The following is a 15,169-nucleotide window of genomic DNA, read 5'->3' as shown; positions in this document are numbered from 1 at the left end:
CATCAGGAGAAGACGGGTTCCGATGCCGCCTTGCGGGACCCGAACGAGGCCAGCACCCCGGTCTTGGCCAGGCCGCGGGTGGCGAGCCAGGACAGTCCCCCGGCAATCACCGCTCCGGAGATGGCGCAGAAGACGATGTAGGCGAGCTTGTCACCGGTTTCGTACGCGATGTTCCAGCCCCAGGGCAGGAAGGAGTCGTTCAGGCCGCAGAACAGGCCCGCGCCGGCACCGGCCAGCAGGGACACCGGAAGGTTGAACTTCTTGTACAGGAACGCGGCAAAGATGAGTTCGGCGCCCAGGCCCTGCAGGATGCCGGAGATCAGCACGGTGGTGCCGTACTGCGAGCCCATGATCAGCTCGCCGGTGGCGGCCACCGCTTCGCAGAACAGCGCCGCCCCGGGCTTGCGGATAACGAGCATGCCCAGCACCGCCGGGATCATCCAGCCGCCGGCGTAGAGCCCGGTCAGCGGCGGGTAGACCGCGTTGAGCGGGACGGAAACAAGGTTGGAACCCTGGGACCAGGCCCAGAAAATCACACCGCCGGCAACAGCGATCAACGCGGCCACCACAATGTCGACCACGCGCCAGCTGTATTTGCCGGTGGTCAGTGTCTGCTTCGCAGAAATGTCAGTCATATCGTCCTCCTGAGGAACAGGAGGGGAGGGTGCTCCGGCGGCACCGCGGCCTTCGCCACGGGTGCCGGGCACCCTGAGAACTCGACTCCCTTGCGCCGGTACTAACCGGATCAGGTTCGAGGGTCTGCGGCTGTCCGCACTCTCAGCGCCCACCTACGGTTACCTTGGATTTCTCCAGTGATGCCCGACGGCGGCGCTCCCCTGTCGTATCTAAATCGCCCTTGTGGGCTGGCTCAGTTTACACCCGGCGGCACTCCCAAGTGACTCGCAGTCGTTGTCTTTTTGAGGGCTCATAGCGGCAACAACTGCGAGTCAGTTGGGCTTGCGCAGCGGCGGCCACCTAACGGAAGCTGAGTCCCATGAGCGACGCACCAGTGCCTTCCCCCGAGTACGACCCGGACTCCGCGGAACCACAGCCGCCGGGATCCCTGGCCGCGCTCATCGGCCGCATCCTGGCCGAAATCGACGAACTGCAGTTCCGGTCCTTCAGCAAGGACGACGCGCTGGACCTGGGCCTCCTCCTGGTCCAACTCGGCCGCCAGCGCTCCTACCCGATCGCCATCGACATCAGCAAGGGCGATCAGGTCCTCTTCCACGCCGCACTGGAGGGCGCCACCCCGGACAATGAGCGCTGGATCAAGGCCAAACAGCGCACCGCGGTGCGGTATGAAGTCCCGTCGCTGCTGGTGGGCCTGCGGGCGCGTGCTGCCGGTCAGAGGATCGAGGACAACGCCTGGTTCGACCAGCGGGAGTTTGCAGCCCACGGCGGCTCGTTCCCCATCTACCTGCGCGGAACCGGGGTGGTAGGCACCGTCACGGTGTCGGGGCTGCCGCAGAAGGACGACCACGAGCTGGTGGTCGAGGCACTGACCGAAATCCTCGGCCGCCCGGGGACGCTAGGCTAGGGGAAGCCCTGTTTCCTCCCGCAAGGAGTACGAAGTATGAACATCTTCATCAAACTGCTTGGCACCGGCGTCAGCCTCCTCGCCGGCTTCGTCGGCACCAAGGTAGTCGACACCGTCTGGGAAAAGACCACCGGCAACAAACCGCCCAAGGGCCACGACGACGACGTCCCCACCACCCTGCGCCAGGCCCTGACCTTCGCCCTCATTTCGGCCTCGGTCAGCGCCATCATCCAGGTCCTCGCCAACCGCGGCACGCAGCGGGCGATCACCCGCTTCGCCAAGACCCAGGACCTGGTCTAAGCCATATCGCCGCCGGCGGCGTTACTCGTCGTCGTCGTCCGTGAATCCGCGCTTGCCGGCCGCCTGCTGCACCACGGCTTCCAGCTCGTCGGCGCTCAGCAGCTCGGGGTGCAGGTGCTTGGTGCGGTAGCCGGCGCGGCCAACCATGTGGGCGGAGACCGGCACTGTGAGCAGCTGGAAGATCCACGCGACCACCAGCACCGGCCACACCCACCAGGTGCGCAGCTGCAGCCCCACGGCGCAGAGCAGCAGGAAAAGCCCCAGCACCTGCGGCTTGGTCGCGGCGTGCATCCGGCTCATGAGGTCGGGGAACCGCAGCAGGCCGATGGCCGCGCCGAGGGACATCAGCGCCCCGACCACCATGAACACAGCCGAGACGGTGTCGATTACGGCGTCGGCGGAAATCGTGTCAGGACTCATTGGGCTGCTTCCTCCGGTCGGCCACGAATCGGGCCACCGTCACCGAACCGACAAAGCCGATGATCGAGATGGACACCAGCAGCATCAGGTTGTTCAGGTGCCGGTTCACGGCCATGTCGATGCACAGCGCCGCGCCTAGGATGGCCAGCAGCACGTCGGCGGCCAGCACCCGGTCCAGCAGCGAGGGCCCCCGCGCGATGCGGATGATCGCGCCGGCCGCGGCGAGCGACAGCACGACCGCGGTAATGGTCAAAACCAGCGGCATCATGCCCCGGCCTCCTGCTTCAGTGCGGACAGTTCGGCCCTGGTGCCCATGATCCGGATCAGCCCGGCCTCGGTGTCGCGGACCTCCTTGCGGAGCTTGGCCGCGTCCTCGGCGTCTCGGACATTGATGCCGTGGATGTAGAGCGTGGACGTGGACCTGTCCACCTCCACCACCACGGACCCCGGGATCAGGGAGATGACGTGTCCCGTGGCGGTCACCAGCAGGTCTGAATGGCTGCGGAGCGGGACGGCTATGACGGCGCTGATCACCCGCGGACCACGGACCACGGCCAGGTACAGGACCTGGAAGCTGGCCGCCACGACCTTGGCCAGGAAGACCAGCGCGAACGGCACGGCGCGCAGCACGTTGAAGCGGCCCCCCAGTTCCACCGGCGGCAGGTAGAACAGCCGGGCCACCACCACCGCGATCAGGGCGCCGAAGAGCAGGTTTCCGGCGCTGAAGTCCTGCCACAGGGCGCCCCAGACAATAACGAGCCAGACCAGCAGCGGCAGCTCCTGGCGCAGCGAGACCCTCTTCCGTGTCATTTGCCGCCCTCCTGCCGCATCGGCTGGGCGATTACCGGAACCGGCGCCTCGTCCCCAAGCACGGCCTGGATATAGGCGGACCGGTTCAGCATCTCCCCGGCGGACTGGTCCGCCACCCGGAAGAGCGGCCCGGCAAACACCGTCAGCGCCACCCCGAACAGCACCAGGCCCAGAGTGGAGCCCACCATGGTCCGCGGCAGCAGGGTCACGTTCTGCTGGCCCGCGCGGTGGCCGGTGGCCGCGTCGGCGGGGGCGGCGAGCAGCACGGGGTCGGGGTGTTCGGCGTCCTCGGGCTTGCGCCAGAAGGCGCGGTTCCAGACCCGGGCGATGGCCAGCAGGGTCAGCAGGCTGGTCAGCACGCCGCCGGCCACGAGTGCGTAGGCCAGCGGGGTGCCGAGGGCGACGCCGGCCTGCAGGAGGCCCAGTTTGCCGAGGAACCCGGAGAACGGCGGGATCCCGGCCAGGTTCATGGCCGGCACGAAGAACAGCACCGCCAGCAGCGGCGAGAGCTTGGCCAGCCCGGCGATCCGGTCCACCGAGGAACTCCCGGCGCGGCGCTCGATCAGGCCGGTCACGAGGAACAGGCTGGTCTGGATGGTGATGTGGTGCGCCACGTAGAACACCGCGGCCCCCAGCCCCGCCACGGACGACATCGCCAGGCCGAACACCATGTAACCGATGTGGCTGACCAGGGTGAAGGAGAGCAGTCGCTTGATGTCGCTCTGCGCCAGGGCGCCCAGGATCCCCACCACCATGGTCAGCAGGGCAGCGACCATCAGCGGGGTGTTGAACGTGTCCCCCGGGAAGAGCAGGGTCTCGGTCCGGACCATGGCGTACACCCCCACCTTGGTGAGCAGGCCGGCAAACACGGCGGTGACCGGGGCGGGGGCCGTCGGATACGAGTCCGGGAGCCAGAAACTCAGCGGGAACACGGCGGCCTTGATGCCGAACGCCACGAGCAGCAGCACGTGCAGCAGGTTCCGGGTGCCCTGGTCCAGATCCATCAGCTTGATGGCAAGGTCCGCCATGTTGATGGTTCCGGTGGCGCCGTAGATCATGGCGATCGCGATCAGGAACAGCACCGAGGAGACCACCGAGACCACCACGTACGTCACACCCGCGCGGATCCGCGGACCCGTCCCGCCCAGGGTCATCAGCACGTAGCTGGCGGTCAGCAGGATCTCGAAGCCCACGTAGAGGTTGAAGAGATCACCGGAGAGGAACGCGTTGGACACGCCCGCCACCAGGATCAGGTAGGTGGGGTGGAAGATCGAGACGGGCGCGTCGCGGTCGCCGTCGGCCATGCCCTGCCCGGTGGCGTAGACCAGCACGGCAAGGCTGACGGTCGAGGACACCACCAGCATGAGCGAGGAGAACTGGTCCACCACCATCACGATGCCCCAGGGCGGCAGCCAGCCGCCGATGTTGACCGCCGCCGTGCCGCCCTGCCAGACGGAGGCCAGCAGCAGGCATTCGAGCAGTAGCGTCAGCGAGAGGAGGGCAATGCTGACGGTCCGTTGCGCCCGTGGTTGCCGGATCAGCAGGAAGGTCAGGGCGGCCCCAAGGATGGGGAGGACGACGGCGAGCGGGGCAAAGCTTGCGATGTTCACTTGGTCCCTCCTTCCGGGCCGGGCGTGATGTTGCGGGATCCGGGTTGTTCCTCGGCGGCGGCGTCCATGGCCGGCATCCGGCGGGCGCCCGCCTGCACGGTCTCCGTCGGGTCGGGTCCCCCCGCAGCGTCCGTCGGATCGGCCGCCACGAGAGGGAACTCGGAGGTCTCCGCCGGGATGACGGCGTCGTCCTCGGCGTCGAAGCTGGGGGTCTCGGCCACCCGGCGGTCCTCGGCGTCGTCCTGGATTTCGTCCTGCCGGGCCAGCACCCAGGTGCGGTAGATGATGCCCAGCATGAAGGCCGTGACGGCGAAGGAGATCACGATCGAGGTCAGGATCAGCGCCTGCGGGAGCGGGTCGCTGTAGTCGCCGGCGGCCGTGTCTTTGTTGAACAGCGGTGCGAGGCCCGCATAGCCGCCAGTGGCCAGGATCAGCAGGTTGGTGGCGTTGGCCAGCAGCATCAGGCCCAGCAGGACCCGGGTGAGGCTGCGTTCCAGGATCAAATAGATGCCGCAGGCGTAGAGGGCTCCCATGACCGTCAGCAGGGTCAGATTGACGCTCATGCGCTCCCCTTGGCGGTGGTTTCGGCCGGGACGCCGTCGGCTTCCCGGTCGTCGGACGGCTCCGCGGGTTCTTCCGCGGGCTGTTCCTCGAAATGTTCGTCGATTTCCGCGCCGAGGCTGCGGAGCACGTCCAGCGCCAGGCCGACAACGACGATGTAGACGCCGATGTCGAAGATGGTGGAGGTGACGAACTTGATGTCGCCGAAGACGGGCAGCCAGAGTTCGATCACGGCACTTTGGAAGACCTGGCCGCCAAGCAGCAGCGGCGCGACGCCGGACGCCGCGGCCGTCGCGAGCCCGATCCCCAGCAGGGCGCCGGCGCTGACCGGGGTGGCCTCGCGCAGCTCGAAGCGGCCCCCGGCGAGGTAGCGGATGGTGAGGGCGAGCCCGGCCGTGAGCCCGCCGGCGAAACCGCCGCCGGGAAGGTTGTGTCCGGCGAGCAGCAGGTAGATGGAGAAGACGATCATCGAATGGAAGATCAGCCGGGTGACGACTTCAAAAATGATCGACCGCCGCTCCGGGGCCATGGTCCGTCCCGCCACTAGCCACGCGTCGCGAGTCGACGCGGCAAACCGCCGGCTCAAGGCCAGCGCCGCGTTGTCCCTGGTGTGGGCGGGCTGATGCGTCCGGCGGCCGACGGTTCCTTCCGCCACGGACGACGAGGGCCCGATGCGGTCGCCGCGGCCGCGGACGAAGATCAGGCTGGCGACGCCGGTGGCGGCGAGCGCCAGCACGGAGATCTCGCCAAAGGTGTCCCAGGCCCGGATGTCCACGAGGGTGACGTTGACGACGTTCAGTCCCCCGCCGCCCTCGTAGGCCAGGCGCGGGAACTCAAGCGAGACCGGAGTGGCGACCCGGGAGCTCAGGGCATAGATCGCTACGAAGACCATGGTGAGGCCGAACGCCGCGCCGATGATCACCCGGGTCACCCGGTACTTACCGCCGGTGCGGTCCCGCAGCTCCGCCGGCAGGCTCCGCATGGCGAGGACGAAGGCCACCAGGATGATGGTTTCCACCAGCATCTGGGTTAGGGCCAGGTCCGGGGCGCCCTGGAGCGCGAACATCAAGGCGATGCCGTAGCCGGTGACCGACACCATCAGCACGGCCAGGAAGCGCTTGTTGGCCCGCACCGCGGCGAGTGCGCCGATCACGATGCCGGCGCCCGCGACGAGCTGCAGCGGCGAACCGGGGTCGATGAAGTACAGGCCGCCGGGTAGCGGCTTGTTGGCCAGCAGCATCGCCGTGAGCGGCAGGACGAAGGCCACCGTCAGGATGACGGCCAGGTAGAAGAAGAGCGAGCCTCGCTGGGTGCGGCCGGTGACCCAGACGGCGACGTCGTCGAGGGCGCCGATGGTGCGCTGGTAGCTGCGGTCGCCGTCGATCCAGCCGGGCACCAGCGCCTGCGCGCGGGAAACGGCGTTGCGTCCGTAGAACATCGCCAGTCCAAGGGCGAACGTGATCGCGGTCAGGCCCAGCGCCGGGGTGAACCCGTGCCACAGCGCGAGGTGCCCGGCGGCGTCGGGATCCACACCACCGGCTTCGGCGTGGCCGGCGAAGAGCGCCGCGTACGGCTGGATCCAGGCGTCCACCGGCGCAGGCCACACGCCGTAGAGGAGGGTCAGCAGGCTCAGCACGGCGGGGGCGGCAAGGAATGCCGGCTTGACGGCCTTGAAACGGGTGGCCGGCACGCCGGATTTGACCGCGAAGGCGCCCCACATGAAACGTGCGCTGTAGGCGAAGGTCAGGATGGAGCCCAGCACCAGGCCGACCAGGATAACCAAACCCCACGGCCCGGTCCCGGCGTGATGCACGAAGGCCTCGAAGACGGATTCTTTCGCCACGAAACCTGCCAGCGGCGGCACTCCGGCCATCGACGCGGCACCGATCGCAGCCACCACGGCCAGGGCGCGGGAGGACCGGTAAACCCCGGAGAGCTTGCGGATGTCGCGGGTCCCCGCCTGGTGGTCGATGATGCCGACCACGAGGAACAGCGTGGCCTTGAAGAGGCCGTGGGCCAGCAGCAGGGCGAGGCCGGCGAGCGCCGCATCGGGCTTGCCGAGCCCCACCACCATGGTCAGGAAGCCGAGCTGGCTGACCGTGCCGTAGGCGAGGATGAGCTTGATGTCCGTCTGGCGCAGGGCCCGGTAGCCGCCCACCAGCATGGTGGCCAGGCCGAGGCCCAGCACCAGCGGGAGCCAGTACGCCGTCTCGGCGAACCCGGGGGCAAGCCGCGCCACGAGGTAGATGCCCGCCTTCACCATGGCGGCGGCGTGCAGGTACGCGCTCACCGGCGTCGGCGCGGCCATCGCCCCGGGGAGCCAGAAGTGGAACGGGACCAGCGCGGACTTGGTGATCGCGCCCACCAGGACCAGCACGACGGCGGCCGCCACGGCGGCCGCGGCCGGTCCCGTCGCCAGCTCGGGCGCCATCTGCAGGATGGTCGAGATCCGGTAGGTACCCGCGGTTGAGCCCAGCATGATCAGGCCCACCAGCATGGCCAGGCCGCCTGCAGTGGTCACCACCAACGCCTGCAGCGCCGAGCGACGGGCCGACAACCTCGTGCGGGCGTAGCCGATCAGCAGGTAGGACAGGACCGTGGTGAGTTCCCAGAAAATAAACATCAGGAGCAGGTCGTCGGCGGTGACCAGGCCGAACATAGCCCCGGCAAACGCCAGCAGTTGGGCTCCGAAGCCGCCGAGATGGCTGTCCTTGTCCTTGAAGTACCGGGCACAGTAGACCAGGACCAGCGCACCGACACCCAGGACCAGCAGGGACATGACCCAGGCCAGGGCATCCATCCGGAACGCCAGCTCCAGCCGGAGGTCCGGAATCCACGGGAGGGTCACCGCGGTGGACCCGGCGTATGAATACACCGCGCCGTGCTGGAGGAGCAGCCAGACGAACGAGCCTGCGGGCACCGCGGCCAGCGCGAAGAACGCGTTCCTGCCCAGCCTGCGGAAGAGGAACGGCGCCACAGCAGCCACCGCGAAGTGCACGGCAAGGACTGTGATCACTGGTATCTCCGCAACGTCAGGAATTCGATTGTCAAAAAGTTGGAGCAGGCGGGGCAATTGGTTAGGTTCGGTGCGGCTAGTTTACCAAGCGTGCACAAATTGTTTTTACGGTGACGTGCGCGGAGACGCCAGCCATTGGAGCCGCGGTTCCACCGGCCCGGCAACGAAGACCCGGCGTTGCCTAGCCGTTTCTCCGCCGGCGGTCCGCCGCGGACGGCTAACATTCAGGCTATGAACTCCGCCACTGCCCCCGAGGCCATGCGTCCGGCCTCGGAACTCGAGTCCGGCAGCCATGCCACCGGCAAGGGCCGGGTCGTGGCCTGGGCCGCCTGGGACTGGGGCTCCGCGGCCTTCAATGCGGTCATGACCACCTTCGTCTTCACCGTCTACCTCACCTCCAAGGCCTTCGGCGGCGAAGACGAAGCTTCGGCGGTCCTCGGCTCCGCCCTGGCCATCGCCGGGGCGGCCATCGCCCTGCTGGCCCCGGTCACCGGCCAGCGTTCGGACAGCGGAGGCCGCCGCAAGCTGTGGCTGGGGGTCAACACGGCCGCCGTCGCGCTGCTGACGGGGCTCTGCTTCTTTGTCTTCCCGCGTCCCGAATTCCTGCTCCTCGGGGTGACCCTGATCGCGCTTGGCAACGTGTTCTTCGAATTCGCCGGCGTCAATTACAACGCCATGCTCGCCCAGATCTCCACGCCCGCGAACATCGGCAAGATCAGCGGCTTCGGCTGGGCCTCTGGCTACCTCGGCGGCATTGTCGCGTTGCTGATCGTGCTCCAGCTCTTCGTCCAGCCCAGCTTCGAGTGGTTCGGGGCATCCACCGAGGAGAGCCTGAACATCCGTCTTGTGGCGGTGTTCTCCGCGCTCTGGTTCCTGGTCTTCGCGATTCCGGTGATGCTCGCAGTCCCGGAAGTGCCCAAGGCCCGGCAGTCCGGTCTGGGGTTCTTCGCCTCCTACAGCCTGCTCGTGCGCCGCATCCGCGCCATCTACCGGACAAGCCCGCACACCATTTACTTCCTGCTGGCCAGCGCCATCTTCCGCGACGGGCTGGCCGCGGTGTTCACCTTTGGCGGGATCATCGCCGCCGGCACCTTCGGCTTCGAACTCAAGCAGGTCATCTTCTTCGCCATCTTCGGCAACGTTGTGGCCGCGGTTGGCGCGCTGCTGGGCGGTTTGCTGGACGACCGGGTAGGGCCCAAGGCGGTCATCATCGGTTCGCTGATCGGCCTGCTGATCGCGGGCAGCGTGCTCCTGGCGCTGGGGAACGGGAACTATTCCTTCTTCGGCATGGACTGGGCCGGAAGCACGACGTTCTGGGTGTTCGGCCTGTTCCTGTGCCTCTTCGTGGGTCCGGCCCAGTCCTCGTCCCGCGCCTACCTGGCCCGGCTCGCGCCGCACGGTGAATCGGGCGAGCTCTTCGGCCTCTACGCCACCACCGGCCGCGCCGTCAGCTTCCTGGCGCCGGCACTCTTCACCCTGTGCATCGCGGTCGCGACGCCCCTGGTTGCGCCCGGCGAAGCGCAGCGCTGGGGCATCCTCGGCATCATGGTCGTCCTGCTGGCCGGGCTGCTGGTGATGCTGCCCGTCAAGCCGCCGGGCAGGACGGAAATCGCCGTCGTGCCGGGGGCCTGAACCCGCCCCAAAACTCCGCCGGGACACTAGGCTGGAGGCATGAACGTGGATGAGACAGACCTTCCCGGCCTGGGCCGGCGCAAGGACTTCATGACCGCCTCGGGACGCCGGATCGGCGTCGTCGAGTACCGCGAAGGCCAGACCGAGCTGATCGTCTCGACCTGGGACGACCCGGACACCTGCCAGGCCTCCATCCCGCTGACCGCCGACGAGGCCGCCGCCCTAGGCAACCTTCTGGGCGGACAGCGCATTGCCATGCAGCTGTCCGAAGCGCACCGGGAGATCCCCGGGATCGTCACCCGGCAGTTCTCCATCGCCGCGGATTCCCCCTTCCAGAACCAGCCCATGGGCAAAGCCTGCATCCGGACCCGCAGCGGCGCCTCGATCGTGGCCATCATGCGCGAGGGCGAAGTCCTCCCCTCGCCGGGCCCCGACGTCGTCCTGCACCCCGGCGACCTCCTCGTCGCCGTCGGCACGCAAGAAGGCCTGGACACGGCAGCCAGCATCCTGCGCAACGGATAAGCGGCATGGATCCGCTCGCCCTGACCCTCATCGAACTGGGGGCCGTCGTGTTCTGTCTTGGCCTGCTGGCCAGACTGGCCGGGCGGATCGGCATGTCCCCCATTCCGCTTTACCTCGTCGGCGGCCTGTTCTTCGGGGCCGGCGGTCTGGTCAAGCTGGAAGGGATGCACGAGTTCGCCCATCTCTCCAGTGAGATCGGCGTCATCCTCCTTCTGCTTATGCTCGGGTTGGAATATACGGCGGCCGAGCTGGTGACAGGCCTGCGGCGGTCCTGGCAGGCCGGCGTCCTGGACCTGGTGCTGAACTTCCTGCCGGGGGCGGGCCTGGCACTGCTCCTCGGCTGGGGGCTGGTGGGGGCGATGGTGATGGGCGGTGTCACTTACATTTCCTCGTCCGGGATCGCCGCGAAAGTCATCACGGACCTCGGCCGGATCGGTAACCGCGAGACACCCGTTATCCTGTCCATCCTGGTCTTCGAGGACCTGGCCATGGCCGTCTACCTGCCAATCCTGACGGCCACTCTCGCCGGAGTCAGTTTCCTGGTGGGGCTGCAGACGGTGGGGATCTCACTCGCCGTCGTCACCCTGGTGCTGGTGGTCGCCTTGCGGCACGGCCACCACGTGTCCAAGGCCGTCCACAGCGAAAACTCCGAGGTGTTCCTGCTCAACCTGCTAGGGGCCGCGCTGTTGGTCGCGGGACTGGCCGCCGCCATGCAGGTCTCCGCCGCCGTCGGCGCCTTCATGCTCGGGATCGCGATCTCCGGAGCCACCGCGCACAGCGCCACACGGATCCTTGAACCCCTGCGTGACCTTTTCGCCGCGATCTTCTTCGTGGTCTTTGGCCTCAACACGGACCCGACGTCCATCCCGCCCGTGCTTGGCTGGGCCCTGGTCCTGGCCGTCCTGACGGCGGCCACCAAGATGATCACCGGAATCTGGGCAGCCAAGCGGGCCGGCATCGCCCTGCCGGGCCGCTTCCGTGCCGGGGCGGCCCTGATCGCCCGCGGAGAATTCTCCATTGTGATCGCCGGGCTCGCGGTGGCTTCCGGCGTGGTGCCCAGGGAGCTCGCTGCCCTGGCCACCGCCTATGTGTTGATCATGGCCGTGATGGGTCCGCTGGCTGCCCGCTTCGTGGAGCCGATCGTGCGGACGCTGCGCCGCCCGGCCAGGCGCACTGCCCTCCCGGTCCGGCCCGCAGGCTAGGACCCTTCCGGCCCGCCTAGATCTCGGTGCGGTGGAAGTTCAGGTGGCTGCGGCTTGCCGTCGGGCCGCGCTGGCCCTGATAGCGGTTTCCATACTCGCCGGAACCATACGGGTGTTCGGCGGCCGAGGACAGCCGGAAGAAGCAGAGCTGCCCGATTTTCATGCCCGGCCAGAGCTTGATCGGCAGGGTGGCCATGTTGGAGAGCTCCAGTGTGACGTGTCCGGAAAATCCGGGGTCGATGAACCCCGCCGTCGAATGCGTCAGCAGGCCAAGGCGGCCCAGCGAGGACTTACCCTCGAGCCGCGCCGCAATATCGTCCGGCAGCGTGACGGTCTCGTAGGTGGAGCCCAGCACGAACTCGCCCGGGTGCAGGATGAACGGCTCGCCCGCGTCAACCTCCACCAGGCGGGTCAGCTCGGGCTGGTCCTCGGCAGGGTCAATATGCGCGTACTTGTGGTTATCGAAAAGCCGGAAAAAGCGGTCAATCCGCACGTCCACCGACGACGGTTGAACCATGTCAGGGTCGAACGGCTCCAGCACAATCCGCTGGGAGTCGATTTCGGTACGAATGTCGCGGTCAGAGATCAGCACAGGATCAAAAATACCCCAGTAATTGCCGGCTGGTCCGCGTGGGGCAAGTGTTACTCCCGTGAGGCCCTATGCGGCGGCCCGCTGGTGCTCCAGCACGGCCTTGAGCCGCTCGAGCTGCGCGACCTGCGCCTTCATGGCCCGGCGCACCCTTGGATACATCAGTACCCCGGCGCCGGGCGGCCGGTACCGGAGGGCGAAGCGGACGCGGGTGCTGCCGCCCTCTGTGCTCAGGTAGTAGCCGCCGTGCGGACGCGCCGGTCCGGCAATGACCTGGAACTGGATCTCGGCTCCGGGCCGGGTCGCGGTGAGTTCGAAGTCGGCAACCGCCGGCCGCCCCGTGCCGGCAAAGACCGGGCGGTAGACCGCCCCCATCGATCCCGCTGCGCCGGAAATGAGTTCAACACCGCTGATCCCGTCCCGCCAGGACGCCAGGTTCCGGGGATCCAGCAGGAAGTTGTAAACGCTCATCGCGTCGCGTTGGATCACGACTTCGTACTCGGCAAAGGCCACGGAAATCCTCGTTCGGCGGACGGCTAATGGACGTAGCCCGTTCCCCGGAGACTGCAGCTAACCCCTTCAGGGTACCCAGCAGGGCCCGGCACACCACCCCTGCGCGGCAGGCCTTTACCGAAGAGTTACCGACGGAGTTGGTGTCCGGGCATCACGGTGGGGCCGGTCCCGGCTGCGTAGCCGATGCGAGAAGTCATCGCCCCTCAGTACGCGCCGACGGGGCTGCGCATGGCCCTGAAAGTCCTCCACATGATGATGAGGTCTCCGGTGAGGGACCAGTTCTCCACGTAGTAGAGATCCAACCGGACGCTCTCCTCCCACGGAAGAGTGGAACGGCCATTAACCTGCCACAGTCCGGTGATTCCAGGCTTGATGAGCAGCCGGCGGTTGGTGAACTTCTCATACCGTTCAACTTCCGATGGCAGCGGCGGCCGAGGGCCGACCAAGCTCATCTCACCGGTCAGTACGTTCCAGAACTGCGGGAGCTCATCCAAGGAGTACTTGCGCATCCAGCGTCCGCATCTGGTGACCCGCGGATCGTTCCGGATTTTGAACAGCAGTCCGGATCCTTCGTTGAGTTCCCGCACGGACTCTAGGTCCTTTTCGGCGGTTTGGACCATCGATCGGAACTTCAGCATGTAGAAAGGCTCGCCGTTTCTGCCTGCCCTCAACTGGCGGAAGAAGATGGGGCCGGCGCTGTCCCGCTTGACGATGATGGCGAGAACCAGCATGAGCGGCGACAGCACCAGCAATGCCAGCGACGCGACGGCGATGTCGATGACGCGCTTGAGAACGTGCTTGCCGCCCGCATATTGGGGAAGCTCGACGTGCACGAGCGGCAATCCATCAACCGGACGCCAGTGGATTCGCGGACCGGCAACGTTGGTGAGGGTGGAAGCCAGGACGAGTTCCGTCGCCGTCGCCTCCAGCTTCCATCCCAGCTCCCGGATGTACTTGCTGCCACCGGGTACCCGTCCCGCGACGATGACCGCGTCCGCGCCCGCGACTTCTACCATCCTCGACACGTCCGCCAGGGTGGACACCACCGGGATCCGGTACCAAGGCGACCGGAGCTCGGTGGACTTCTCCAGGGTCGGCAACCCCACGCCGGAAATTTCGTAGCCGGCGGTAGGGTTCTTTTCGATCTGGTTGATGACGTACTCGACGTCGCTCCGGTCTCCGATCACTATCACCCGCGACAGGTACTTGCCTTCCGCCCTCTTGCGGTTCAACCACCGGCGCCAGAGCCAGCGGTTGCCGGTAAGCAGCAGGAGCCCCAGGGGCAACGCCACAGCGAAGTAGCCGCGAACCACTTCAAAGCGGAAGAAAACCATCGCAATGGCCAGGGCGCCGAACAGCTTGAGGGTGGCCTGTGCAACTCTCTTGTATTCGGCTCCGCCGACGCCAAACGTCCGGCAATCGCGGGTGTGGTAAATCTCGAGGGAAGCGATCCAGGCAACAAGGAGCAGTGTGGAGACCACCAGATATTTCGCTTCAAATTCCGCCCCGGCCGAGGTTGTTGCCTCGGAGCCAAACCTGAACACGTAGGCCGACGCCACCGCGACGGCAATGGCTGCCCCGTCGGTGATTCGAAGGCGGTTGGCGAAGTTCCTCCACCGAAGTGAGACCGCCCTCCTGGAGGCCGCCATGTCAATCCGGGATTCGTCGTCCCACACCGAGTGCTGCGGCCTCGCCGAAGCCAACTTGCGCTGCGGGATGCTCGCTGGGGCGGCCAACCGGGCCGCTGCGTGCAAAGGCCGGCGGTGTTTGAGTTCGCTCATGACCGCCGCCGCGCGGAGCCGGAAGCCTCTTCAGCCCTTTGAGCGGGGGGCTGGACATTGTCAAAGCCAGAGCCCCGCCATTTGCCTATATCCAATAGTCGGACAACAGGAACAGGGATAAGCGCTCCACGAACCATGATGAGACCTTCTAGCGACTAGGGGTTGGCTGCGATCTCCCCTAGTCAAGTGGATGGTCTTTGGGGGCACACGAGTGTGGGCTACCTCTTTTTGCCTTCTGACCACGCGACAGTGGAGGCAGGTATACGCGCATCTGAGATGGGTCTACCCGTTGAAATTCGAGTCCGTCCTGAATTGGCAAAGCGAGGTGTCCGCCGGACGCGAAGGGGAGGCCGGAGATCCGGTCTTCCAGGGGTAGAGGCCCTGGGCTCCTCGCAGAATGGCCCCGGTGTGGCTGTTCCAAGTGGGCTTCAGACTGCGGTAGTGTAAATCTCGTTGTTTTCGCCGGGATTATTGGTCAGATTATTGGCCAGTCCCACTGCGGCTGTAGCTCAATGGTAGAGCGCTAGCTTCCCAAGCTTGATACGCGGGTTCGATTCCCGTCAGCCGCTCCAGTTCGTCCACCGCTCCGCGCCCGCACCACTGCACCGGAGTCGGTTAGGTAGCGACCTGTATCGTCAGGAGTCAGGAACCTCTTCGGTTCCGCTACAGGAGC

At 66.8% G+C, this 15,169-nt stretch carries 15 protein-coding genes, 1 tRNA gene and 1 riboswitch; of the genes, 6 read left to right on the top strand and 10 right to left on the bottom strand.

Going from position 1 to position 15,169, the window contains the following annotated elements; all coding sequences use genetic code 11:
• Positions 1 to 2: 2 nt before the first annotated feature.
• Entirely contained in the window at positions 3 to 635 is a 633-nt protein-coding gene (locus AC1DBD_RS00185) for an ECF transporter S component (RefSeq protein ID WP_441416578.1), read from the bottom strand.
• 69 nt (positions 636 to 704) lie between these two features.
• Positions 705 to 848: riboswitch (TPP riboswitch) on the bottom strand.
• Between the two features lie 146 nt (positions 849 to 994).
• Between AC1DBD_RS00185 and AC1DBD_RS00180 the strand changes: the two genes are divergently transcribed.
• On the top strand, positions 995 to 1,540 hold the full coding sequence (locus AC1DBD_RS00180; protein WP_476981146.1) for a heme-degrading domain-containing protein: 546 nt from the start codon (positions 995 to 997) through the stop codon (positions 1,538 to 1,540).
• A gap of 36 nt (positions 1,541 to 1,576) precedes the next feature.
• Complete coding sequence (locus AC1DBD_RS00175) at positions 1,577 to 1,840, top strand: DUF4235 domain-containing protein (protein WP_441416576.1); 264 nt, start codon at positions 1,577 to 1,579, stop codon at positions 1,838 to 1,840.
• 21 nt (positions 1,841 to 1,861) lie between these two features.
• Here the strand turns inward: AC1DBD_RS00175 and mnhG are convergent, their stop codons facing one another.
• The 6 genes from mnhG to AC1DBD_RS00145 are packed head-to-tail and all read right to left on the bottom strand — an operon-like array spanning position 1,862 to position 8,257.
• Entirely contained in the window at positions 1,862 to 2,260 is a 399-nt protein-coding gene (mnhG, locus tag AC1DBD_RS00170; RefSeq protein ID WP_441416575.1) for a monovalent cation/H(+) antiporter subunit G, read from the bottom strand.
• Complete coding sequence (locus AC1DBD_RS00165; protein WP_175322314.1) at positions 2,250 to 2,528, bottom strand: MrpF/PhaF family protein; 279 nt, start codon at positions 2,526 to 2,528, stop codon at positions 2,250 to 2,252. The genes mnhG and AC1DBD_RS00165 overlap by 11 nt, the downstream gene beginning before the upstream one ends.
• Positions 2,525 to 3,070: a Na+/H+ antiporter subunit E gene (locus AC1DBD_RS00160; RefSeq protein ID WP_441416574.1), complete on the bottom strand. Its 546-nt coding sequence runs from the start codon at positions 3,068 to 3,070 to the stop codon at positions 2,525 to 2,527. The genes AC1DBD_RS00165 and AC1DBD_RS00160 overlap by 4 nt, the downstream gene beginning before the upstream one ends.
• A complete protein-coding gene (locus AC1DBD_RS00155; protein ID WP_476891887.1) occupies positions 3,067 to 4,680 on the bottom strand; it encodes a Na+/H+ antiporter subunit D in 1,614 nt (537 codons plus the stop codon). Before AC1DBD_RS00155 ends, AC1DBD_RS00160 begins: the two co-directional genes overlap by 4 nt.
• Positions 4,677 to 5,243 (bottom strand): Na(+)/H(+) antiporter subunit C, encoded by a 567-nt coding sequence (locus AC1DBD_RS00150; RefSeq protein WP_476909211.1) that lies wholly within the window; start codon positions 5,241 to 5,243, stop codon positions 4,677 to 4,679. The genes AC1DBD_RS00155 and AC1DBD_RS00150 overlap by 4 nt, the downstream gene beginning before the upstream one ends.
• Positions 5,240 to 8,257 carry a Na+/H+ antiporter subunit A gene (locus AC1DBD_RS00145; RefSeq protein WP_476981145.1) on the bottom strand — a complete coding sequence of 1,006 codons (3,018 nt, stop codon included), beginning with the start codon at positions 8,255 to 8,257 and terminating at the stop codon, positions 5,240 to 5,242. The genes AC1DBD_RS00150 and AC1DBD_RS00145 overlap by 4 nt, the downstream gene beginning before the upstream one ends.
• A gap of 231 nt (positions 8,258 to 8,488) precedes the next feature.
• Here AC1DBD_RS00145 and AC1DBD_RS00140 point away from each other — a divergent pair, with 231 nt between their 5' ends.
• The 3 genes from AC1DBD_RS00140 to AC1DBD_RS00130 are packed head-to-tail and all read left to right on the top strand — an operon-like array spanning position 8,489 to position 11,613.
• Positions 8,489 to 9,889 (top strand): MFS transporter, encoded by a 1,401-nt coding sequence (locus AC1DBD_RS00140; protein ID WP_441416570.1) that lies wholly within the window; start codon positions 8,489 to 8,491, stop codon positions 9,887 to 9,889.
• Between the two features lie 39 nt (positions 9,890 to 9,928).
• A complete protein-coding gene (locus AC1DBD_RS00135; RefSeq protein ID WP_441416569.1) occupies positions 9,929 to 10,411 on the top strand; it encodes a cation:proton antiporter regulatory subunit in 483 nt (160 codons plus the stop codon).
• 5 nt (positions 10,412 to 10,416) lie between these two features.
• Positions 10,417 to 11,613 carry a cation:proton antiporter gene (locus AC1DBD_RS00130; protein WP_476909208.1) on the top strand — a complete coding sequence of 399 codons (1,197 nt, stop codon included), beginning with the start codon at positions 10,417 to 10,419 and terminating at the stop codon, positions 11,611 to 11,613.
• Between the two features lie 16 nt (positions 11,614 to 11,629).
• On the opposite strand, the gene dcd is transcribed toward AC1DBD_RS00130, so the two are convergent.
• The 3 genes from dcd to AC1DBD_RS00115 form a co-directional block, all read right to left on the bottom strand.
• On the bottom strand, positions 11,630 to 12,205 hold the full coding sequence (dcd, locus tag AC1DBD_RS00125; RefSeq protein WP_441416567.1) for a dCTP deaminase: 576 nt from the start codon (positions 12,203 to 12,205) through the stop codon (positions 11,630 to 11,632).
• A gap of 66 nt (positions 12,206 to 12,271) precedes the next feature.
• Positions 12,272 to 12,715, bottom strand: coding sequence for an SRPBCC family protein (locus AC1DBD_RS00120; RefSeq protein ID WP_441416566.1), 444 nt, complete (start codon positions 12,713 to 12,715; stop codon positions 12,272 to 12,274).
• Between the two features lie 203 nt (positions 12,716 to 12,918).
• Positions 12,919 to 14,496, bottom strand: a complete 1,578-nt coding sequence (locus tag AC1DBD_RS00115; RefSeq protein ID WP_476909207.1) for a sugar transferase — start codon at positions 14,494 to 14,496, stop codon at positions 12,919 to 12,921.
• A gap of 498 nt (positions 14,497 to 14,994) precedes the next feature.
• Between AC1DBD_RS00115 and AC1DBD_RS00110 the strand changes: the two genes are divergently transcribed.
• Positions 14,995 to 15,068 (top strand) — tRNA-Gly (locus tag AC1DBD_RS00110).
• Positions 15,069 to 15,169: the final 101 nt, after the last annotated feature.

Source organism: Arthrobacter sp. 10T419 (assembly GCF_056394105.1).
Note: the sequence above shows the minus strand (reverse complement) of the source record. Positions and strands in the feature narration are given on the sequence as shown.

Bases quoted from the DNA above. Each gene is read 5' to 3' on its own strand.
- AC1DBD_RS00175 (WP_441416576.1), top strand. From the start codon at position 1,577: ATGAACATCTTCATCAAACTGCTTGGCACCGGCGTCAGCCTCCTCGCC.
- AC1DBD_RS00165 (WP_175322314.1), bottom strand. From the start codon at position 2,528: ATGATGCCGCTGGTTTTGACCATTACCGCGGTCGTGCTGTCGCTCGCC.
- AC1DBD_RS00135 (WP_441416569.1), top strand. From the start codon at position 9,929: ATGAACGTGGATGAGACAGACCTTCCCGGCCTGGGCCGGCGCAAGGAC.
- AC1DBD_RS00130 (WP_476909208.1), top strand. From the start codon at position 10,417: ATGGATCCGCTCGCCCTGACCCTCATCGAACTGGGGGCCGTCGTGTTC.
- AC1DBD_RS00150 (WP_476909211.1), bottom strand. From the start codon at position 5,243: ATGAGCGTCAATCTGACCCTGCTGACGGTCATGGGAGCCCTCTACGCC.
- AC1DBD_RS00140 (WP_441416570.1), top strand. From the start codon at position 8,489: ATGAACTCCGCCACTGCCCCCGAGGCCATGCGTCCGGCCTCGGAACTC.
- AC1DBD_RS00160 (WP_441416574.1), bottom strand. From the start codon at position 3,070: ATGACACGGAAGAGGGTCTCGCTGCGCCAGGAGCTGCCGCTGCTGGTC.
- AC1DBD_RS00115 (WP_476909207.1), bottom strand. From the start codon at position 14,496: ATGAGCGAACTCAAACACCGCCGGCCTTTGCACGCAGCGGCCCGGTTG.
- AC1DBD_RS00180 (WP_476981146.1), top strand. From the start codon at position 995: ATGAGCGACGCACCAGTGCCTTCCCCCGAGTACGACCCGGACTCCGCG.
- AC1DBD_RS00185 (WP_441416578.1), bottom strand. From the start codon at position 635: ATGACTGACATTTCTGCGAAGCAGACACTGACCACCGGCAAATACAGC.
- mnhG (WP_441416575.1), bottom strand. From the start codon at position 2,260: ATGAGTCCTGACACGATTTCCGCCGACGCCGTAATCGACACCGTCTCG.